The following is a 17,072-nucleotide window of genomic DNA, read 5'->3' on the forward strand; positions in this document are numbered from 1 at the left end:
GGTCATCGCGGGCGTGGCTAACCGCTTTGGCCGCCCCGGTCAATCGCCAAGCAAGTCCGCGATCACCGGCGCCGCATCGGGCATCCCTGCGCGCAGCGTTTCGATCCGCGCGATCTGTTCGGACGACACCCCGAATTTGCGCGCGGCGGTCAGCCACTCCTGTGCGGTCAGCTTGCCGTCCTTGTCGGTGGCGATCAGGGTGCGCACGAAATCGGCGAAGCCCTTGCCGCGCGGCCGTCCCGCCGCCTCGACCGCCGCCGCGAACAGCGAACCGCACGCATAATAGGCGCGCTGGTCGCTCCGCCGCCGGGCATCGGCGAGCGGCCCCTTGGCCAACGCGGCCGCACAGTCGCTGCGCGCCTTGGCCAGGAAGTCGACCGCATCGAACCCGGCATCGGCGCGCAACGCGGCGCCCATCGCCAGATAATCGGCACCGCCCTCGGTGATCCAAGCCTCATCCGGGGTCGCGTAGCCGACCGTCTGCCCCAGCCAGAAATGCGCCGCCTCATGCGCGATGAACCAGCGCATCCGGTGAAGCGCGCCCGGCGTCTCCTTCAAGAGCTGCGTGCCTTCGAGCCGCATCGTGATCAGCCCGGGCGACACGCTGCCACCGGTGCTGGCCCCGCGAAACTCCGAGCCCGCCCAGCTCGCGATCACCATCGGCCGGCTGCTCTTGTGCGCGCCCATCATCGCCTCGAAATCGCGGAACACCGACGGGGTAAAATCGCGCAGCTGTCCCGAAATCCAGCCCGGCAGGCCCGGATCGAGGATCGTCGCGACCGGGTCGCCCGGCGCCAGCGCGACGTCGCCGACATAGACATAACGATCGCCCACCGCCTCGGCGCGCGTCACCCGCTGGCCGTCGAACAGCAAGGGCGCGCCCGCCGCGGTCAGCGCAATCTGCGTCGGATATTCCTTCGGCTCGCGCAGCGCCGCGACCGCCTCGCGGCTGTCCATCGGAAAAGCGTTGAAATGCCCGCCGTAGATAGCGAGCGAACCGTCCGACAGGACGATCGCCGGATCATAATCGGCGATGATATCCTCGGCGAGCGGGCGGAAGCGGATCACCACCTCGCGCGGGACGGTCCCCGTGTCGGCGACCAGCGCGTCGAAGTCGCCGATCCGGACCAGCGACACCCCCGGAGTCGCCGCCTCCCAGCTTTTCGGGCGCCAGGGCGTCTCTTCGCGGCGCAGCAGCGCCGACCGCTCGAAGGCCCAGAGCGGGGCATCTTCGGCGAAACGGAAACGCGCCTGCCACCCCGCATCGTCGCGCGTGATCTCGACTTCGGCGCCAGCGGGCGCCGCGACCGAAACAGAAGCCGGAACGGCGGGATTTGCGGCGCAAGCCGACAGCGCGGCGAGCATCGCCAATATCGCAGGAATCTTCATCGCATCATCGCCCCAATGAAAATCCCCGGGCGGGAGCATCTAAGCGATTCAGCCCGTGCCGGTCAACAACTGTATTATTCTAACAACTCAGCTTGGTTGACATTGCTCAATCACGCACTATTTAAAGTTACATGAAACGAGACAGCCGACTCTCGGGCGTCCTGCACGTCCTGCTCCACATGGCGGAGCATCAAACGCCGATGACGTCGGAACAGCTCGCCAGAGCGATGCAGACCAACCCGGTCGTCATCCGCCGCATCCTCGGCGGGCTGCGCGACGCGGGGTTCGTGCATAGCGAAAAGGGCCATGGCGGCGGCTGGACGATCGCGCGCGACCTGTCAGCCATCACGATGCGCGACGTCTATGATGCGATCGGCCGCCCCAGGCTGATGGCAATGGGCAATCGCAGCGAGGCGCCCGGCTGCCTCGTCGAACAAGCGGTCAACGCCGCGCTCGACAGCGGCTTCCGCGAGGCAGAGGCGCTGCTGCTCAATCGTTTCGCCGACGTCACGCTCGCGCAGCTCAGCGCCGATTTCCACGCGCGCATGGCGGAGCGATCCCACCTTGCACAGGAGCATAGTCATGGCTGAAGGCGCGCAACATTTCCTCGACAGCTTCAAGGATCCGGCCGCGGTCGCGCGCTACACCGAAGGGCCGCGGCGCTTCGTCCCCGGCCTCGACGCGCTGCACCGCATGACCGGCCTGCTGCTCGCCGAGCGCGTGCCCGCTGATGCGCATATCCTCGTGCTCGGCGCGGGCGGCGGACTTGAGCTGAAGGCGCTGGCCGACGCCTATCCCGGCTGGACCTTCACCGGCGTCGATCCCGCCGGCGCGATGCTGCGCCTGGCCGCGCAGACGCTTGGCGCGAACGCCGATCGCGCAGAGCTGGTTGAGGGCGTGATCGACGACGCCCCCGCCAGCCCCTTCGACGGCGCGGTGTGCCTGCTCACCCTCCACTTCCTCGCAACCGATGAACGCATCCGCACCGTGTCGGAAATCCGCCGCCGCCTGAAACCCGGCGCGCCGTTTGTCGCCGCGCATGGCAGCTTCCCGCAAGGCGCGGGCGAGCGCGACCGCTGGCTCGACCGCTATGCCGCCTTCGCCATCGCGTCGGGCGGCGATCCCGATCAGGTTGCCAAGGGCCGCGAGGCGGTCGCCACCCATGTCGCGATGCTCAGCCCCGAGGCCGACGAGGCGGTGCTGCGCGCGGCGGGCTTCACCGGCGTCGAGCAATTCTACGCCGCCTTCACCTGGCGCGGCTGGGTGGGATATGCGTGATGCCGGACTGAACCCGGTGATCAATCGACGGGTTGGCGCGGCGGCGGGCTCAGTTCATGCGGCATGATGCCGTCGGGAAGGGTTAGCCAGCGATGCTTGTCGCGTGTCCAGACCGATTGTTCGGGTGCCGGAAAGTCGGGGTCGGCGAAGGCCCCGGCGGCGACACCGACCAACGCCGGCATGCGCTCCGGCTCCCAGAACATATTCGATCCGCAGCGCGGGCAGAAATGGAATTTCACCGATTTTCCGCTCGCCGATGGCCGCTCGAAACTCGCCGCTTCGCCGCGTTCGACGCGAACCATGTCGCGCGCGTAAAATACCGCGATGCTGAACGCGCTCCCCGTTCGGCGCTGGCATTCGAGGCAATGGCACATCGAAACCTTGCGCGGCTCGCCGCTGCAAACCAGTTGAAGCCGCCCGCAATGGCAGGTCGCGGTGCGTGACGTCATGGCAATGCTCCGCCCTGGAGCCGTTTGCCCAGGCTCACCCGTTCTTCGATGGCATAGCCCAGCCGTTCGTAGAAGCGGACGACCGCGGCATTCGTCGCCCGGACCTGCAGATTGACCTTCGCGCATCCCAGCGCTTGCAAGGCCTGCTCGGCGTGCCGCACCAGCGCCGTTCCCACGCCGCCGCGCCGGACGCCCTGCCCCACCGCAACCGAATAAAGCCAGCCGCGATGGCCGTCATACCCGGCCATGACCGACCCGACCACCCCGCCGTCCTCGACCGCCACGAACAGCAGATCGGGTTGGAAAGCGAGCTTTTCCGGGATCGCGATTTCGGCGTGATTCCATGGCGGATCGTTCGGGAACGCCTCGTCCCACAGCGCTGACACCCCGTCGAAATCGGACGTTTCATAGGGTCGAATGTCCACCGCACGATCGCCTTTTGCTGCCAGGGCCATTCGGCATAGTGCCGCCGAAAGCGGCCCACGGCAAATATCCATCGGCAGCTCTTGTCGGGCGACGGCAGCCGGCAAAGCTCCACCCGGACAGCCGACCTCCACCGACGGCGCACAACGCCGCTGTCGATCGCCCCCGCCCTTGCTGCCGCTTACCGCCCTTCAAACCCCTTGCCTGATGCTATTATACAATATATTGCGCAATATATTGTACGAATCACATCGCAGGTGAAGAACGAGATGAAAAAGAAGCGCTGGACGATCCTTTTGGCCGCCACGACCGCATGGCTCGTCACGCCGGCCATGGCCGACGAAGCCCCGCTGACCGCCGCCGACAAACGCACGATCGTCGAACAGCTCGGCCAGACGCTGGAGGCGAATTATGTCTTTCCCGACAAGGCGAAGACGATCGCCGCGACGCTGCGTCGCAATCTCGACGCCGGCGCCTATGATGCGGCGGCCGACCGGCGCAAGCTGGCGAGCGAGCTCACCGACGACCTGATCGCCGCCAGCAACGACCTGCATTTTTCGGTCGGGGTCGATCCCGAATGGGTCGCCGACTATGCCGCAAAGCAGGACCCGGCGCGCGCCGCCGCGCTGCGCGAACAGGACCGCCGCGACGAGGCGCGCCAGAATTTCGGTTTCACCGGGCTACGCTATCTCGACGGCAATATCGCCTATGTCGACCTGTCGCATTTCGCCGACCCCGAACTCGGTTACGACGCCGCCGCCGCGGCAATGCGTTTCGTCGAGAATGGCGACGCCGTGATCTACGACCTGCGCTACAACAATGGCGGTTATCTGGAGATGGCGCAGTTGCTCGCGAGCCAGCTGTTCCCCGGCGACAAGGACCAGGAGCTGTTCGATTATGATTATAATCTCGACGGTCGCCGCGTCGCGCGCGGCCAATGGGTGCTCCCCGCGCTGCCCGCCAAGCGGCTGACCGGCAAGCCCGTCTATGTCCTCACCGGTTCGACCAGTTTCTCCGCCGCCGAATGGTTCGCCTACACGCTCAAGAAACTCGGCCGCGCGACGCTGGTGGGCGAGCGCACCGCGGGCGGCGCGCATCCGGTCGACCGCAAGCCCGTCGGCACCGACTTCTTCCTGCAGGTCCCGATCGGCCAGATCCGCGACCCCGTCGATCGCGGCGATTTCGAGGGGCAAGGCGTGACCCCCGACCATCTTGTCCCCTCCGCCGACGCGCTCGCCGTCGCGCACCGCCTCGCGCTCGCCGACCTCGCCAAAGCCGATCCCGCGAAACAGGCCGACGCCGACTGGCTCGCGCCGATGCTCGCCCCGCGCCCCGCGCCGACCGCCGCAGCGCTGAAAGCGATCGCCGGCCGTTACGAAGGCCGGCGCATCGACCTGGTCGATGGCAAATTGCTCTATACTTGGCGCGAACGGCTCCGCCTCACGCTCGAACCGCTGGGCGGCGACCTGCTGGCGATCGAGGGGGTGCGCGACTTCCGCTTTCGCATCGCGCGCAAAGGCGGCAAGATCGTCGCGCTCACCCGCATCGACCGCGACGGAACGACGACCGACTATGCCCGCCTCCCCTGATACCGCGTCCGATCTCGACGACATCTCGTTCCTCGGCCGCCTCAGCGAAGCGCTGAGCACGCGAATCGAGGAACAGACGCGTCCGCTGTTCGACGCCGCCGGCATCACCGTCCCGGTGCGCTCCTGCTCGCTGCTCACCGCGCTCGGCGAGGCGGGCGAGGCGTCTGCAGCTGAACTCGCACGCACGCTTGGGCAGTCGCACCAGCTGGTGATGCAGAAATGCCCGGCGCTGCTACGCCTCGGGCTGATCACCCAGCACCCCGACCCCGGCGACGCGCGGCGCAAGATGTTTCGGCTCACCGACGCGGGCCGCGACCAGCTTGCGCGCATCGACGCCTATAGCGAGCGGATCAGCGACGTGTATCGCACGCTCTTCGAAGAGGTTGGCGATGTTCATGGCGCGATATTGAGAGCGCTGAACGCGCTCGAGGCAAGGCCGCTCAGCGAACGCGCCAAGGAATAATCACAGCGCCCGAAACATCACCAGCGCATCGACAAAGCCCAGCGCCGGATGGTCGAACGCCCCCGGCAACCGCCCGACGATGTCGAACCCCAAAGATTGCCACAGCCCGACCGCGCGGGCGTTGCTCGCGACAACGAAGTTGAACTGCATCGCGCGAAAGCCGCGCACCTTCGCCGCGTCGAAGCTGTGCAGCGCCATAGCCCGCGCCACCCCGCGCCCGGTCGCGGCCGCGGCGGTCATATAGCCGCAATTGCAGACATGCGCCCCGCCGCCGTCCTGGTTGGCGCGGAGATAATAGGTACCGAGGATGACGCCATCCGCCTCGGCGACGAACACCGCCTTGTCCGCCGCGAACCAATAAGCGAGCGCTTCGGCCTCAGGCATGTCGCGGTCGAGCGTATAGGTCTCGCCCGCGCGGATCACCGGTTCGATAATCGCCCAGATCGCCGCGGCATCGTCGGACGTGGCGGGGCGGATCGAAAGCGTCACGCTTCCGGACCGAGGAACGGCGCCACCACCTCCGCCGTCACCCGCAACGGCCGGCCGCTCGCCTTGTCGAGCAGCGCCCACACGGTGCGCGCGCGGACATGCACTTTGCCGTCGGCGCCGGTGAACTCCATATAGCGGTCGAACTTCGCGCCCTGCGGCTTGTCGGCGACCCACGTCCGCGCGGTCACCGTCTCGCCGGGGCCGAGCGCGCGGAGGTAATCGATCTCGTGGCGCACCACGACCCAGATATAGGCGTCCTTGTGCGATGGCGGCGCTGCGGCGTCCCAATGGCCGGTCGCGACCTGCTGGATCCACTGGACCCAGACGGCATTGTTGACATGGCCGAGCTCGTCGATGCTGTCGGGGGTGGCGGTGAGGGAGAGGGTGAAGGATTTCATTGGACGTGCTTAGCCTCGGCGCCTGGCGACAAAAAGCCTCGTCATTGCGAGGAGCGAAGCGACGCGGCAATCCAGAGCCTGCGTAAACCCGCTCTGGATTGCTTCCCCCGGCTTTCGCCGGGGTCGCAATGACGATGGGACTGGAGGTTAAGCCAGCTCGACCGTCGTCACCATATAACCCGCATCGCGGAGCGCGGTCACCAGGCTGTCGAGATGCTCGCGGTCGCGTGCTTCGCATTCGATGTCGGTGATCAGGCCCTTCGCCGGCAAGGTGGTAAAGATGCGCTGGTGATAGATTTCGATGATGTTGACCTGCTTCTCGTCGAACAGCTTCATCACCTTGAACAGCGCGCCCGGACGGTCCTGCAAGCGAATGCGCAGCCGCGCGATCCGTCCCGAGCGCGCGAGATCGCGCAGCAGCACATTGGCGAGCAGCCGCGTGTCGATATTGCCGCCGGTCAGCACGAGGCCAACCTTGCGGCCCTTGAACTCCTCGGGATGCGCGAGCATCGCCGCGAGCCCCGCAGCGCCAGCGCCCTCGACCACGGTCTTTTCGATCTGCAGCAGCAAGCTCACCGCGCGCTCCAGATGGCGTTCCGCCACCAGCACGATATCGTCGTTGAGTTCGGCGACGAGCTTGCGCGTGTACGACCCCGGCTCCTTCACCGCGATACCCTCGGCCAGCGTGTCGCCCTCGCACGCCATGTCGACGCCGTTCAGCTCGGCGTACATCGACGGATAAAGCTCGGCCTGCACGCCCACCAGGCGCATGTCGTTCTTGATCCCGCGCGCCGCGGTGCCCATGCCCGCGAGCAGCCCGCCGCCGCCGATCGGCACGATCAGCGTGTCGAGCTCGGGCACATCCTCGAGCATTTCGAGCGCCACCGTGCCCTGCCCCGCCGCGACATGCGGATGGTCGAAGGGGTGGACGAAGGTCAGCCCGCGTTCCTTTTCGAGCACGCGCGCATGGGCATAGGCATCGTCGAATTTCTCGCCATGGAGGACGATCGTCGCGCCATGGCTCGCGGTCTGCGACACCTTCACCTGCGGCGTCGTGCTCGGCATCACGATCGTCACCGGCACACCGAGGCGCTTGCCATGATAGGCCAGACCCTGCGCATGATTGCCCGCCGACGCCGCGATCACGCCGCGCGCGCGCGCCTCGTCGTCGAGCAGCAGCAGCGCGTTGAGCGCCCCGCGCTCTTTATACGCCGCGGTGAACTGCAGATTTTCGAACTTCAGCCACACCTCGGCGCCGACCATTTCGGACAGCGTCTGCGAATGAAGCGTCGGCGTGCGCACGACCGCGCCGTTAATTCGCTCCGCCGCCGCGCGCACATCGTCCAATGTGATCGCCGGATAATCGGCGGCGGAGGTCAGGGTGAGTTGCTCTGTCATAACGCGGCTGGCCCTAGCCTATCTGGCGCGCCGCGCAAACCGCCGTTATGACCCCTCGCCATGAGCGAAGAAACATTGCGCATCAGCTTCATCGGGACCGGCGTCATGGGCGGACCGATGGCGGGCCATCTGGCGAAAGCCGGCCACGCCCTCACCGTCTACAACCGCACCCGCGCCAAGGCCGACGCCTGGGTCGCGCTATATGGCGGAGCGGCGGCGGCGACCCCCGCCGAAGCCGCCGAAGGCGCCGACGTCGTGCTGACCTGTGTCGGCAACGACGACGATCTGGCGCAGGTGACGCTCGGCCGCGACGGCGCCTTCCGCGCGATGCGGCGCGGGGCGCTGTTCATCGACCACACCACCGTCTCCGCCCGCATCGCCCGCCAGCTGTCGGTCGAGGCCGAGGCGCCGGGCCTGCTCGTCGTCGACGCCCCCGTGTCGGGCGGTGAAGCCGGCGCGCAAAACGGCACGCTGTCGATCATGTGCGGCGGCAGGAAGGCCGCCTTCGAGGCTGCGGCGCCGATCATGCAGGCCTATGCCGCGCGCATGGTCCATATCGGCGGCCCCGGCGCGGGGCAGACGACCAAGATGGTCAACCAGATCGCGATCGCCGGCGCGCTGCAGGGCGTGTCCGAAGCCTTGCGTTTCGCGCAAGCCTCGAAGCTCGACACCGACAAGGTGTTCGAGGCGGTGTCGGGCGGCGCCGCGGCAAGCTGGCAGATGCTCAACCGCTGGGGCACGATGGCGAAGGACGAATTCGACTTCGGCTTCGCGGTCGACTGGATGCGCAAGGATCTGGGGCTGGCGCTCGAGGAAGCACGCTCGAACGGCGCGACGATCCCGGTCGCAGCGATCGTCGACCAATTTTACGCCGATGTCCAAAAGGCGGGCAATGGCCGCCGCGATACCAGTTCGCTCGTGACGAGGTTGCCGAAATGAAGCGCCTCCTCCTCGCATCGCTCGCCCTCCTCCTCGCCGGCCCGGCGCACGCCGACACGCTGGTCGACAATGTCAACGGCATCACGCTCGACAAGGACGGCAAGCTCGTCCGGTTCACCGGGCTCGTCATCGACAGCCAAGGCAAGGTCAAGCAGCTGCTCGACCGCAAGGACAAGCGCCCCGAACGCCCCGATTTCAAGGAAGACGGCAAGGGCAAAACGCTCATCCCCGGGCTGATCGACGCGCACGGCCATGTCATCGGCATGGGGTTCCAGCTGATGCTGCTCGACCTCAGCGAGACGAAATCGCTCGCCGAGGCGCAAGCGGCGATCCGCAAATATGCCGCCGACAATCCCGAAATGCCCTGGATCATCGGATCGGGGTGGAATCAGGAGAAATGGGGCCTCGGCCGCTTCCCGACCGCCGCCGACCTCGACGCCGCGGTGCCCGACCGCGCGGTCTGGCTTTCGCGTGTCGACGGCCATGCCGGCTGGGCCAACACCGCCGCGATGAATGCGGCGAAGATCACCGCGACCAGCAAATCGCCCGCGGGCGGCCGGATCGAGATGGAGGGCGGCAAGCCCAGCGGAGTCTTCGTCGATGCCGCGATGGCGCTGGTCGACAATGCCAAGCCGAAACCGCTGGCCCGCGACGTCGACCGCGCACTCTATCTCGCGCAGCAGAAACTGCTCGAACAGGGGATCACCGCGATCGCCGACATGGGCACGACGATCGAGGAATGGCAGGCCTATCGCCGTGCCGGCGACAAGAAGCAGCTCGCGGTGCGGATCATGAGCTATGGCGGCGACATCGACAATATGACGCTGATCGCGGGCGGCGAACCGACGCCCTGGCTCTATGACGACCGGCTGCGCATGGTCGGAGTGAAGCTCTATCTCGACGGTGCGCTCGGCTCGCGCGGTGCCTGGCTCAAGGCGCCCTATAGCGACGCCCCGGGGCAGAAGGGCCTGCCCCTGCTCACCCCGGCGCAACTGCGCAACAAGATGGTGCGTGCCTCGATGGACAAGTTCCAGGTCGCGATCCACGCGATCGGCGATGCCGCCAATGCCGAAGCGCTCGACGCGATCGCCGACCTCAACGCCGATCTGCCCGGCGAGCGGCGCTGGCGCATCGAACATGCGCAGATCATCGACCCGGTCGACATTCCGCGCTTCGCGCAATTGAGGGTCATCGCCTCGATGCAGCCGGTCCACCAGACCAGCGACCGGCTGATGGCCGAAGCGCGGCTCGGTCCCGACCGGCTGAAGGGCGCCTATGCCTGGCGCAGCCTGCAGACCGCCGGCGCCCGCCTCGCTTTCGGGTCGGACGTCCCTGTCGAAAGCGCCAACCCCTTCCCCGGCATCGCCGCCGCGATCTCGCGCACCGACGCGAGCGGCCAGCCGTTCGGCGGCTGGCGCCCAGAGGAGGCGGTCAACCGCGAAACCGCGCTCGACGGCTTCACCCGCACCGCCGCTTATGCGGGGTTCGCCGAGGACCGCATCGGCACGCTGATGCCCGGCATGCGCGCCGACTTCCTGATCGTCGACAGCGACCCGATGCTCGCCAGCCCCGACGAGATCCGCCGCATGACGCCGCTCGAAACCTGGATCGGCGGCTATCGTTATTACAAGAAGGGCAACTGACGGCGTGCCAGCGACCCGTCTGATCCCGCGCCGCGTCGCCAAGCCATGGGGCCACGACGACATCGGCCCGCTTTTCGATGCAGGCGGCGAGCGGATCGGCGAAATCTGGTTCGAACTGCCCGCGGGCTCGCCCGAGCCCGCGCTGCTGGTCAAATATCTCTTCACCTCCGAAGCGCTGTCGGTGCAGGTCCACCCCGACGACGCGCAAGCACGCGCCGCCGGCGCGCGGCAGGGCAAGGAGGAGGCGTGGGTGATCCTCGACGCCGAGGATGACGCGGTGATCGGGCTCGGCCTCGAACAGCGTGTGTCACCCGATCGGCTCCGCGCTGCCGCGCTCGACGGCAGCATCGAAGACCTCATCGACTGGAAACCCATCGCGCCGGGCGATCATTTCCACGTCACCCCCGGCACGATCCACGCGATCGGCGGCGGGCTGACGCTGATCGAGGTGCAGCAATATGCCGACATTACCTACCGCCTCTACGACTATGGCCGCCCGCGCGACCTGCATCTCGACGAAGCGATGGCCTGTGCCGAAGCCGGTCCCTATCTCACCGCGAACCTGCGCACGCCAATCGCGGTCGGCATCGACCGCCTCGTCGACGGCCCGAAGTTCGTGCTGATCGATGCGCATAGCGAGGATTTCGGCGCGCTGCCCCAACTCAGCGCCCATGGCCCTATCTGGTTCATCCCGATCGACGGCGGCGGCACGGTGGGTGCCGGTCGATGGCAGCCCGGCGAATGCTGGTTGCTCGACGACATCGCCGATCTGGCGACACTCGGCGGCGCCGGCCGCGCGCTGATCGCCTGGGCGACGCGATGACGACGCGCCGCGCCCTCCTCACCGGTCTCGCCGCGCTCCCCGTGGCGACCGCCGTCGCGGCGGCCGAGCGCAAGGAGCGCCGTTCGAAAAAGCGAAAGGACGCCAAACCGACCGTCCAGCATGTCGATGTCGCGGTGATCGGTGCCGGGGTGTTCGGCGCCTGGACCGCCTGGCACCTGCTGCGCGCGGGCAAATCGGTGCGTCTGTTCGACGCCTATGGCGCCGCCAATGCGCGCGCCTCGTCGGCTGGCGAAAGCCGCGTCATCCGCATGGGCTATGGCGCCGACACCATCTATTCCGAGATGGCGCGCGAATCCCTGCCCTATTGGAAAGAGCTGTCCGACAGCGCGAGCGCGCCGATCTTCCACAACACCGGCGTGCTCTGGTTCGCGCCGCAGGGCGACGCCTATACCGCGCAGTCGCTCGCCTGGCTCCAGGCGAACCGCATCGGCCACGAACAGGGCGACGTGAGCTGGCTCCAAAATAAATATCGCCAGATCCAGTTCTACCAGGGCGAAACCGGCATCCTCGAAACCGAAACCGGCGCGCTGATCGCCGCACGCGGCGTGCAGGAAGTGATCGCCGACGCACAGATTACGGTCGAACCCGTCGTCATGCCCGCGCCGCTCTTGTCGAAGAAGATCCAGCGCCACACGCTGCCCGACGGCGGCACCGCCGACCATCTCGTCTATGCCTGCGGACCCTGGCTCGCCGAAATCTTCCCGCAGCATCTGATGGGCAAGATCGTCGCAACGCGGCAGGAAGTCTATCATTTCGGCGCGCCGCAGGGCGACACCCGCTTCGCCCCGCCGAACCTGCCGGTGTGGGCCGATTTCAACAACGGCCGTATCGTCTATGGCATCCCCGACCTCGAAGGCGCGGGGTTCAAGATCGCGATCGACGTGCATGGTCCGGTGGTCGACCCCGACACGCAGGAGCGCGCCCTCACCCCCGCGGGCATCGCCGAGGCGCGCGCCTATGTCGCGCGCCGCTTCCCCGGTCTCGCGACCGCGCCGCTGATCGGCGGGCGCGTCTGCCAATATGAGAACAGTTCGAACGGCGACTATCTGATCGACCGCTTCCCCGGCCAGCCGCATGTCTGGCTTGTCGGCGGCGGCTCGGGTCACGGCTTCAAGAACGGCCCCGCGGTGGGCAAGCGCGTCGCCGCGCATATCCTCGACGAAAACCTGCCCATCGAACCGCGCTTCAGCTTCGCGACCAAGGGCACCGTCGCGGCGCGGACGGTTTTCTAAACTTCGTCATTGCGAGGAGCGCAGCGACGCGGCAATCCAGAGCCTGCGTAAAACCGCCCTGGATTGCTTCGCTATGCTCGCAATGACGGGGTAAGAGCGGGGCCGAAATGAAACTCACCGACTGCCACAATATCGACGATTTCCGCGCCCTCGCGAAGCGGCGCCTGCCCTGGCCGGTGTTCGACTATATCGACGGCGCCGCCGACGACGAGGTCACCCGCCGCCGCAATCGCGCCGCCTTCGACGATTGCGACCTCATCCCCCGCGTGCTCGCAGGGGTGGAGAGCATCGACATGCGCACCACCCTGTTCGGACGCGAGATGGCGATGCCGCTCTTTCTCTCGCCGACCGCGCTCCAGCGCCTTTTCCACTGGCAGGGCGAGCGCGCGGTGCTGCGCGCCGCGGCGAACGCCGGCACCGTCGCGGGGATCAGCAGCCTCGCGACGATCGGCCTCGCAGAGGCCGGCGCGCTCACCGACGGCCCGAAGCTCTTCCAGCTTTATGTCCACCACGACGAAGGCCTCAACACCGCGATGCTCGACGCGGCGCGCGCCGCAAAGTTCGACGCGGTCGCGCTCACCGTCGACACGATCGTCGGCGGCAATCGCGAACGGTGCCTGCGCTCGGGCTTCACCTCGCCGCCACGCTTCACGCCGGGCAACATGCTCAGCTATGCGATCAAGCCCGGCTGGGGCCTCAACTATGTGCTGCGCGAGAAATTCAGCCTGCCCAACCTCGCGACGCATGTCTCCGAAGGGTCGAGCGTGCCCAAATCGGTCGCCGAATATTTCACCTCGATGCTCGACCAGAGTCTCGACTGGAAGCGCGCCGAGGCGATCCGCAAACAATGGGACGGTCCCTTCTGTTTGAAGGGCATCGTCGCGGTCGAGGATGCGCGCCGCGCGGTCGACATCGGCGCGAGTGCGATCATGGTGTCGAACCATGGCGGGCGCCAGCTCGACGGCAGCCGCGCACCCTTCGACGCGCTCGCCGAGATCGTCGACGCGGTCGGCGACAGGATCGAGGTGATCTGCGACGGCGGCATCACGCGCGGGACGCATGTGCTGAAGGCGCTGTCGGTCGGCGCGAAGGCCTGCTCGGGCGGGCGGCTTTATCTCTACGCGCTGGCGGCGGCGGGTGAGGACGGGGTGAGCCGCGCGATCGCCCTGCTTCGCGCCGAGATGGAACGCGGGATGAAGCTGATGGGGGCGAAAAGCCTCGCCGACCTGTCACGCGACAACCTGCGCTGGCGGTAACCCGGCTCGTCATTGCGAGGAGCGAAGCGACGCGGCAATCCAGAGCAGGCATAAACCGCCCTGGATTGCTTCGCTTCGCTCGCAATGACGAGGTTTAGGCCGCCACCTCTTCCGTCTTCTTCCCGACCCCGCCCCAGTCGATATTCCGCGTCATGTACATCACGCCCGCGAGCGCGAAGAACATCAGCACCGACCCGATCAGCAGCGAATAGGCCTCGAGGTTGAGCAGCACATAGAGCAGCGCATAAAGCCCGAGCAGCATCGCCGCGAGGAACCGCGCGCGTTTCCAGCTCTTGAGCACCGCCGCGCTATACGCCGCCAGCAGATAGGCGAACAGGAAACCGATCACCTCGGCGAAGGCCAGCAGCAGCACGAAGAACAACACGAGCGCCACACCGGTCAGCAGATATTCGGCCGCCGCGACGCGCGCACCGGCGATGACATCGAACATCAGGAAGGCGACGAAGGTGAAGCCGATGAACAGGAAACCATATTTGATGCTGCGATCGACCTGGCTGTAGAGGTCGACGGGTTCGATCAGGCTGATCGCGATCGCCTTGGCGGTGCCGCCCGACGCCTCGCTCGCGCCGTCGGCCGCCGCCGCAACGGCTTCGACCGCGGCGGTTTCGACATATTGGTCGCGCCCGCCGCCATAACTCACCTGCGGCGCCGACAGGTCGCCGGTCAGCACCTGCGCCTGTCCGAGCGCGAGGTTCGGGATCGCGTAGGTCGCGGTGAAGCCGCTGCCGGTCACGCTGCGCGTCGTCGGCAGGAAATCGCCGCCGAAGCTGGGGTTCGGCCAGCTCGACTTGACCGTCCAGCGCGTATCAACTCCGCGCGGGACCAGCCGGAAATCGCCGAGGCCGCGCACCCCGATCTTGTAATCGACCTTCATCGGCGCGCCGCCGGTCCAGTCGACGAAGGCGAAGGTTCCCGAATTGCCGGTCGAGAGCAGCCCCTTGCCGGGCTGCAGCGGCACCGCGGTGCCGTTCACCGCCAGGCTGTTGCCGTCGACGAGGCCGCGCGCGTCGCTGACGCCGAGCCGCAGTTCGGCGCGGTCGAGCAACAGCGCCTCGCGCGCGACGCCATAGCGCGCGATGTCGGCGGGCAGCACGAAATCGGCGCTCCCCGAAATCTGGCTTTCATAGACGACGGTCTCGTAAATCGCCTTCTTGCGCTTCTCGGGCTTGATGACGACGTCGGCCTTGTTCGCCTGCGGCGAGAGATAGAGGTTTCGAAGAACGGTCACCGACCGCGTCACATCGCGGCCATTTTCGGTCACCGTCTGTGTCTCGGTCGCCCGATAGGGGATGACGATCACCGGCCCGGCGATCGTCTGTTGCCCGCCCCAGCCCTGCCCGATCGACGCCTGCGCGGTCTGCGCCTGTTCCTGCCGGTCCCACAGCAGCCCATAGACCATCAGCAGCGGCACCATCAGCGCAACCGCGATGAGCACCGCGATCACCAGCTTCACGCCCGGCGAGCGTTCGCCCTTTTCGCGGGGCGGATTGGGGGATGACGGGACGGGCGGAACGGACGCGGCTTGGGGCATGGGGGACTCCTCTCGCTCAACTCGTCGCTGGAAATAAACGGTTCATCGACAGCGTCAAGCGACTTGCGATGTGTCGCGGGAATGCTATCGCTGCATCGGGGTATCGCGACGCACGGGGGACAGAAGGTTGCGACGACCATGACTGCGCAAGAGGGGGACGCGTCGAACGAGCGCCCCTACGACATCTTCGTCAGCTACAGCCGCGCCGATGCGGACAAGGCGATGCAACTGCGCGACCTGCTGCTCGCGCGCGGCCATCATGTGTTTTTCGACGCCGAGGGGATCGACGCCGGCGCCGAATTTCCCGACGTCATCGACCGCGCGGTCAAGGGCGCCGGGGTCGTGCTCGGCTGCTGGACCCCCGCCGCGATCCAGCGCCGCTGGGTGCGCATCGAAAGCCGCATCGGGCTCGACCGTGGTTCGCTCGTCGCGATCGCGCTCGACAAGATCGATCCCGAGGCGCTGCCCGCCGAATTCTATAACGTCAACGTCCTCGACATGTCGGGCTTCGACGGCAGCGAGGCGCATCCGGCGTGGCAGCGCGTGCTGACCGCGATCGACCGGCGGCTGAAGAAGACCGGCGCCGCGCCGCCAACCGACGACATCCGTCCCGCCGGCCCGCAGAAGCGCCGCTTCTCGCCGCTCGCACTCGGCGGCGCGGCCGCGCTCGCGATCGCCACGGTCGGTGGCGGCGGCTGGTATTTTGCCGGGAGCGGAACCTCCTTCGATCAGGCCGCCACCGCCGCGAGCTTCGACAAGACGGTCAAGACCACCGAGCCCGTGATGGCGAACGCGCTGGTCAGCGCGCTGAACGACGTCGAGACCACCAACAACGGCAAGGTGTTCTGGGCGCTCGCCCAGCTCATCGCGGTCGAAAAATCGCCGAGCGCCGCGGAACTTGCGCGCTTCGAGGCGGCGGTGACCAAATTCCTCGGCGGCCCCTGCCATTGCGTGATGGTCGAGGGCGCGCCCTTCACCATCGTCTCGACCTGGACGCTGACCGCTTATGGCGTGATGGACCGGGCGCCCCCGGCGCCCGTGGTCGACGCGCTGCTCGCCGCGCAAAATCGCGAAGGCTGGTGGTCGAGCACGATGGACGCCGCCGACCGCCCCGACAATGCCGCCACTTATATCACCGCGCTGTCGGTCATCGCGCTGCGCGACATCGACCCGGTTCTCAAGGCCGATCCGGCGTTGCAGGCGAAGGCCAGGGCGGCGCGCGCCCGCGCGGTCGAATGGCTCAAGAAGCGCCGTCCGCGCGCCGGGGTCAACTGGTCCGACTATCCCGACAACAGCCTGCGCACCGAGGCGCCGTCGGTGTCGGCGATGGCGACGCTCGCGCTGCTGCCCGAGGTCGGCGCGGGCGAGGCGAGGGAGATCGCGGAAACCTATGTCGCGGGGATCGACAAGCTGTCGCCGGTCGACCAGAATATCTCGAATGATGTCAACGTCATCCGCGCCGGCGGCGACACCTATGTCGACACCTATCGCCACGTCCCCTTCGGCTGGGAGGTCTATGCGCTGGGGAAAAGCTATCCGCTGTTGAGCGGCGAGGCCGCGACCAGGGCGGCCGGCCTGCTCGATCAGGCGAAGGCGGTCAGCCTCTCCGACCCCAAGCTCGCACGCCAGGACTGGATGCTCGCCGAACAATTCCTCGGCCTCCGCGGCGCGCGCGACGCGCTGGCGGCGAAAAAGCCTTAGCCTGGACCCACCGACCGGTCCGGGGTGGC

The 17,072-nt window shown here is 67.3% G+C and carries 17 protein-coding genes; 10 read left to right on the forward strand and 7 right to left on the reverse strand.

The annotated features are described in order from the left end of the window. Positions 1 to 39 precede the first annotated feature (39 nt). On the reverse strand, positions 40 to 1,389 hold the full coding sequence (locus AC3WS4_RS16940; RefSeq protein ID WP_492736788.1) for a M1 family aminopeptidase: 1,350 nt from the start codon (positions 1,387 to 1,389) through the stop codon (positions 40 to 42). Between the two features lie 131 nt (positions 1,390 to 1,520). On the opposite strand from AC3WS4_RS16940, the gene AC3WS4_RS16945 reads away from it, so the two are divergent. Next, complete coding sequence (locus AC3WS4_RS16945) at positions 1,521 to 1,979, forward strand: RrF2 family transcriptional regulator (RefSeq protein WP_492736790.1); 459 nt, start codon at positions 1,521 to 1,523, stop codon at positions 1,977 to 1,979. Further along, complete coding sequence (locus AC3WS4_RS16950; RefSeq protein ID WP_492736792.1) at positions 1,972 to 2,667, forward strand: class I SAM-dependent methyltransferase; 696 nt, start codon at positions 1,972 to 1,974, stop codon at positions 2,665 to 2,667. Before AC3WS4_RS16945 ends, AC3WS4_RS16950 begins: the two co-directional genes overlap by 8 nt. 20 nt (positions 2,668 to 2,687) lie before the next feature. Here AC3WS4_RS16950 and AC3WS4_RS16955 read toward each other — a convergent pair whose 3' ends face one another. After that, the gene (locus AC3WS4_RS16955; protein ID WP_492736794.1) at positions 2,688 to 3,116 is read right to left on the reverse strand and encodes a GFA family protein; all 429 of its coding nucleotides are present in this window, start codon (positions 3,114 to 3,116) and stop codon (positions 2,688 to 2,690) included. After that, entirely contained in the window at positions 3,113 to 3,571 is a 459-nt protein-coding gene (locus tag AC3WS4_RS16960; RefSeq protein WP_492736796.1) for a GNAT family acetyltransferase, read from the reverse strand. The genes AC3WS4_RS16955 and AC3WS4_RS16960 overlap by 4 nt, the downstream gene beginning before the upstream one ends. A gap of 237 nt (positions 3,572 to 3,808) precedes the next feature. Here AC3WS4_RS16960 and AC3WS4_RS16965 point away from each other — a divergent pair, with 237 nt between their 5' ends. After that, entirely contained in the window at positions 3,809 to 5,128 is a 1,320-nt protein-coding gene (locus AC3WS4_RS16965; RefSeq protein WP_492736798.1) for a S41 family peptidase, read from the forward strand. Next, a complete protein-coding gene (locus AC3WS4_RS16970) occupies positions 5,112 to 5,591 on the forward strand; it encodes a MarR family winged helix-turn-helix transcriptional regulator (protein ID WP_492736800.1) in 480 nt (159 codons plus the stop codon). Before AC3WS4_RS16965 ends, AC3WS4_RS16970 begins: the two co-directional genes overlap by 17 nt. Here AC3WS4_RS16970 and AC3WS4_RS16975 read toward each other — a convergent pair whose 3' ends face one another. The 3 genes from AC3WS4_RS16975 to AC3WS4_RS16985 form a co-directional block, all read right to left on the reverse strand. Next, positions 5,592 to 6,080: a GNAT family N-acetyltransferase gene (locus AC3WS4_RS16975; RefSeq protein ID WP_492736801.1), complete on the reverse strand. Its 489-nt coding sequence runs from the start codon at positions 6,078 to 6,080 to the stop codon at positions 5,592 to 5,594. It abuts the gene before it with no gap. Further along, the gene (locus AC3WS4_RS16980; RefSeq protein ID WP_492736803.1) at positions 6,077 to 6,478 is read right to left on the reverse strand and encodes an acyl-CoA thioesterase; all 402 of its coding nucleotides are present in this window, start codon (positions 6,476 to 6,478) and stop codon (positions 6,077 to 6,079) included. Before AC3WS4_RS16980 ends, AC3WS4_RS16975 begins: the two co-directional genes overlap by 4 nt. Before the next feature lie 147 nt (positions 6,479 to 6,625). After that, positions 6,626 to 7,876, reverse strand: coding sequence for a threonine ammonia-lyase (locus AC3WS4_RS16985; protein WP_492736805.1), 1,251 nt, complete (start codon positions 7,874 to 7,876; stop codon positions 6,626 to 6,628). Between the two features lie 60 nt (positions 7,877 to 7,936). Here AC3WS4_RS16985 and AC3WS4_RS16990 point away from each other — a divergent pair, with 60 nt between their 5' ends. The 5 genes from AC3WS4_RS16990 to AC3WS4_RS17010 all read left to right on the forward strand — a co-directional run bounded on the left by AC3WS4_RS16990 (position 7,937) and on the right by AC3WS4_RS17010 (position 13,790). Beyond that, entirely contained in the window at positions 7,937 to 8,815 is an 879-nt protein-coding gene (locus AC3WS4_RS16990; protein ID WP_492736807.1) for an NAD(P)-dependent oxidoreductase, read from the forward strand. After that, positions 8,812 to 10,458, forward strand: coding sequence for an amidohydrolase (locus AC3WS4_RS16995; protein ID WP_492736809.1), 1,647 nt, complete (start codon positions 8,812 to 8,814; stop codon positions 10,456 to 10,458). The genes AC3WS4_RS16990 and AC3WS4_RS16995 overlap by 4 nt, the downstream gene beginning before the upstream one ends. Positions 10,459 to 10,462: 4 nt before the next feature. Beyond that, complete coding sequence (locus AC3WS4_RS17000; protein ID WP_492736811.1) at positions 10,463 to 11,281, forward strand: class I mannose-6-phosphate isomerase; 819 nt, start codon at positions 10,463 to 10,465, stop codon at positions 11,279 to 11,281. Continuing rightward, complete coding sequence (locus tag AC3WS4_RS17005) at positions 11,278 to 12,534, forward strand: FAD-dependent oxidoreductase (RefSeq protein ID WP_492736813.1); 1,257 nt, start codon at positions 11,278 to 11,280, stop codon at positions 12,532 to 12,534. The genes AC3WS4_RS17000 and AC3WS4_RS17005 overlap by 4 nt, the downstream gene beginning before the upstream one ends. A gap of 107 nt (positions 12,535 to 12,641) precedes the next feature. Beyond that, positions 12,642 to 13,790: an alpha-hydroxy acid oxidase gene (locus AC3WS4_RS17010; RefSeq protein ID WP_492736815.1), complete on the forward strand. Its 1,149-nt coding sequence runs from the start codon at positions 12,642 to 12,644 to the stop codon at positions 13,788 to 13,790. Positions 13,791 to 13,884: 94 nt separating this feature from the next. Here AC3WS4_RS17010 and creD read toward each other — a convergent pair whose 3' ends face one another. Then, positions 13,885 to 15,342 carry a cell envelope integrity protein CreD gene (gene creD / locus AC3WS4_RS17015; RefSeq protein ID WP_492736817.1) on the reverse strand — a complete coding sequence of 486 codons (1,458 nt, stop codon included), beginning with the start codon at positions 15,340 to 15,342 and terminating at the stop codon, positions 13,885 to 13,887. Between the two features lie 138 nt (positions 15,343 to 15,480). Here creD and AC3WS4_RS17020 point away from each other — a divergent pair, with 138 nt between their 5' ends. Continuing rightward, positions 15,481 to 17,043 (forward strand): toll/interleukin-1 receptor domain-containing protein, encoded by a 1,563-nt coding sequence (locus AC3WS4_RS17020; protein ID WP_492736819.1) that lies wholly within the window; start codon positions 15,481 to 15,483, stop codon positions 17,041 to 17,043. Positions 17,044 to 17,072: the final 29 nt, after the last annotated feature.

It is taken from the genome of Sphingopyxis sp. EU05-FHT14B03, assembly GCF_058790875.1.

Bases quoted from the DNA above. Each gene is read 5' to 3' on its own strand.
- AC3WS4_RS16940 (WP_492736788.1), bottom strand. From the start codon at position 1,389: ATGAAGATTCCTGCGATATTGGCGATGCTCGCCGCGCTGTCGGCTTGC.
- AC3WS4_RS16945 (WP_492736790.1), top strand. From the start codon at position 1,521: ATGAAACGAGACAGCCGACTCTCGGGCGTCCTGCACGTCCTGCTCCAC.
- AC3WS4_RS16950 (WP_492736792.1), top strand. From the start codon at position 1,972: ATGGCTGAAGGCGCGCAACATTTCCTCGACAGCTTCAAGGATCCGGCC.
- AC3WS4_RS16955 (WP_492736794.1), bottom strand. From the start codon at position 3,116: ATGACGTCACGCACCGCGACCTGCCATTGCGGGCGGCTTCAACTGGTT.
- AC3WS4_RS16960 (WP_492736796.1), bottom strand. From the start codon at position 3,571: ATGGCCCTGGCAGCAAAAGGCGATCGTGCGGTGGACATTCGACCCTAT.
- AC3WS4_RS16965 (WP_492736798.1), top strand. From the start codon at position 3,809: ATGAAAAAGAAGCGCTGGACGATCCTTTTGGCCGCCACGACCGCATGG.
- AC3WS4_RS16970 (WP_492736800.1), top strand. From the start codon at position 5,112: ATGCCCGCCTCCCCTGATACCGCGTCCGATCTCGACGACATCTCGTTC.
- AC3WS4_RS16980 (WP_492736803.1), bottom strand. From the start codon at position 6,478: ATGAAATCCTTCACCCTCTCCCTCACCGCCACCCCCGACAGCATCGAC.
- AC3WS4_RS16985 (WP_492736805.1), bottom strand. From the start codon at position 7,876: ATGACAGAGCAACTCACCCTGACCTCCGCCGCCGATTATCCGGCGATC.
- AC3WS4_RS16990 (WP_492736807.1), top strand. From the start codon at position 7,937: ATGAGCGAAGAAACATTGCGCATCAGCTTCATCGGGACCGGCGTCATG.
- AC3WS4_RS16995 (WP_492736809.1), top strand. From the start codon at position 8,812: ATGAAGCGCCTCCTCCTCGCATCGCTCGCCCTCCTCCTCGCCGGCCCG.
- AC3WS4_RS17005 (WP_492736813.1), top strand. From the start codon at position 11,278: ATGACGACGCGCCGCGCCCTCCTCACCGGTCTCGCCGCGCTCCCCGTG.
- AC3WS4_RS17010 (WP_492736815.1), top strand. From the start codon at position 12,642: ATGAAACTCACCGACTGCCACAATATCGACGATTTCCGCGCCCTCGCG.
- creD (WP_492736817.1), bottom strand. From the start codon at position 15,342: ATGCCCCAAGCCGCGTCCGTTCCGCCCGTCCCGTCATCCCCCAATCCG.
- AC3WS4_RS17020 (WP_492736819.1), top strand. From the start codon at position 15,481: ATGACTGCGCAAGAGGGGGACGCGTCGAACGAGCGCCCCTACGACATC.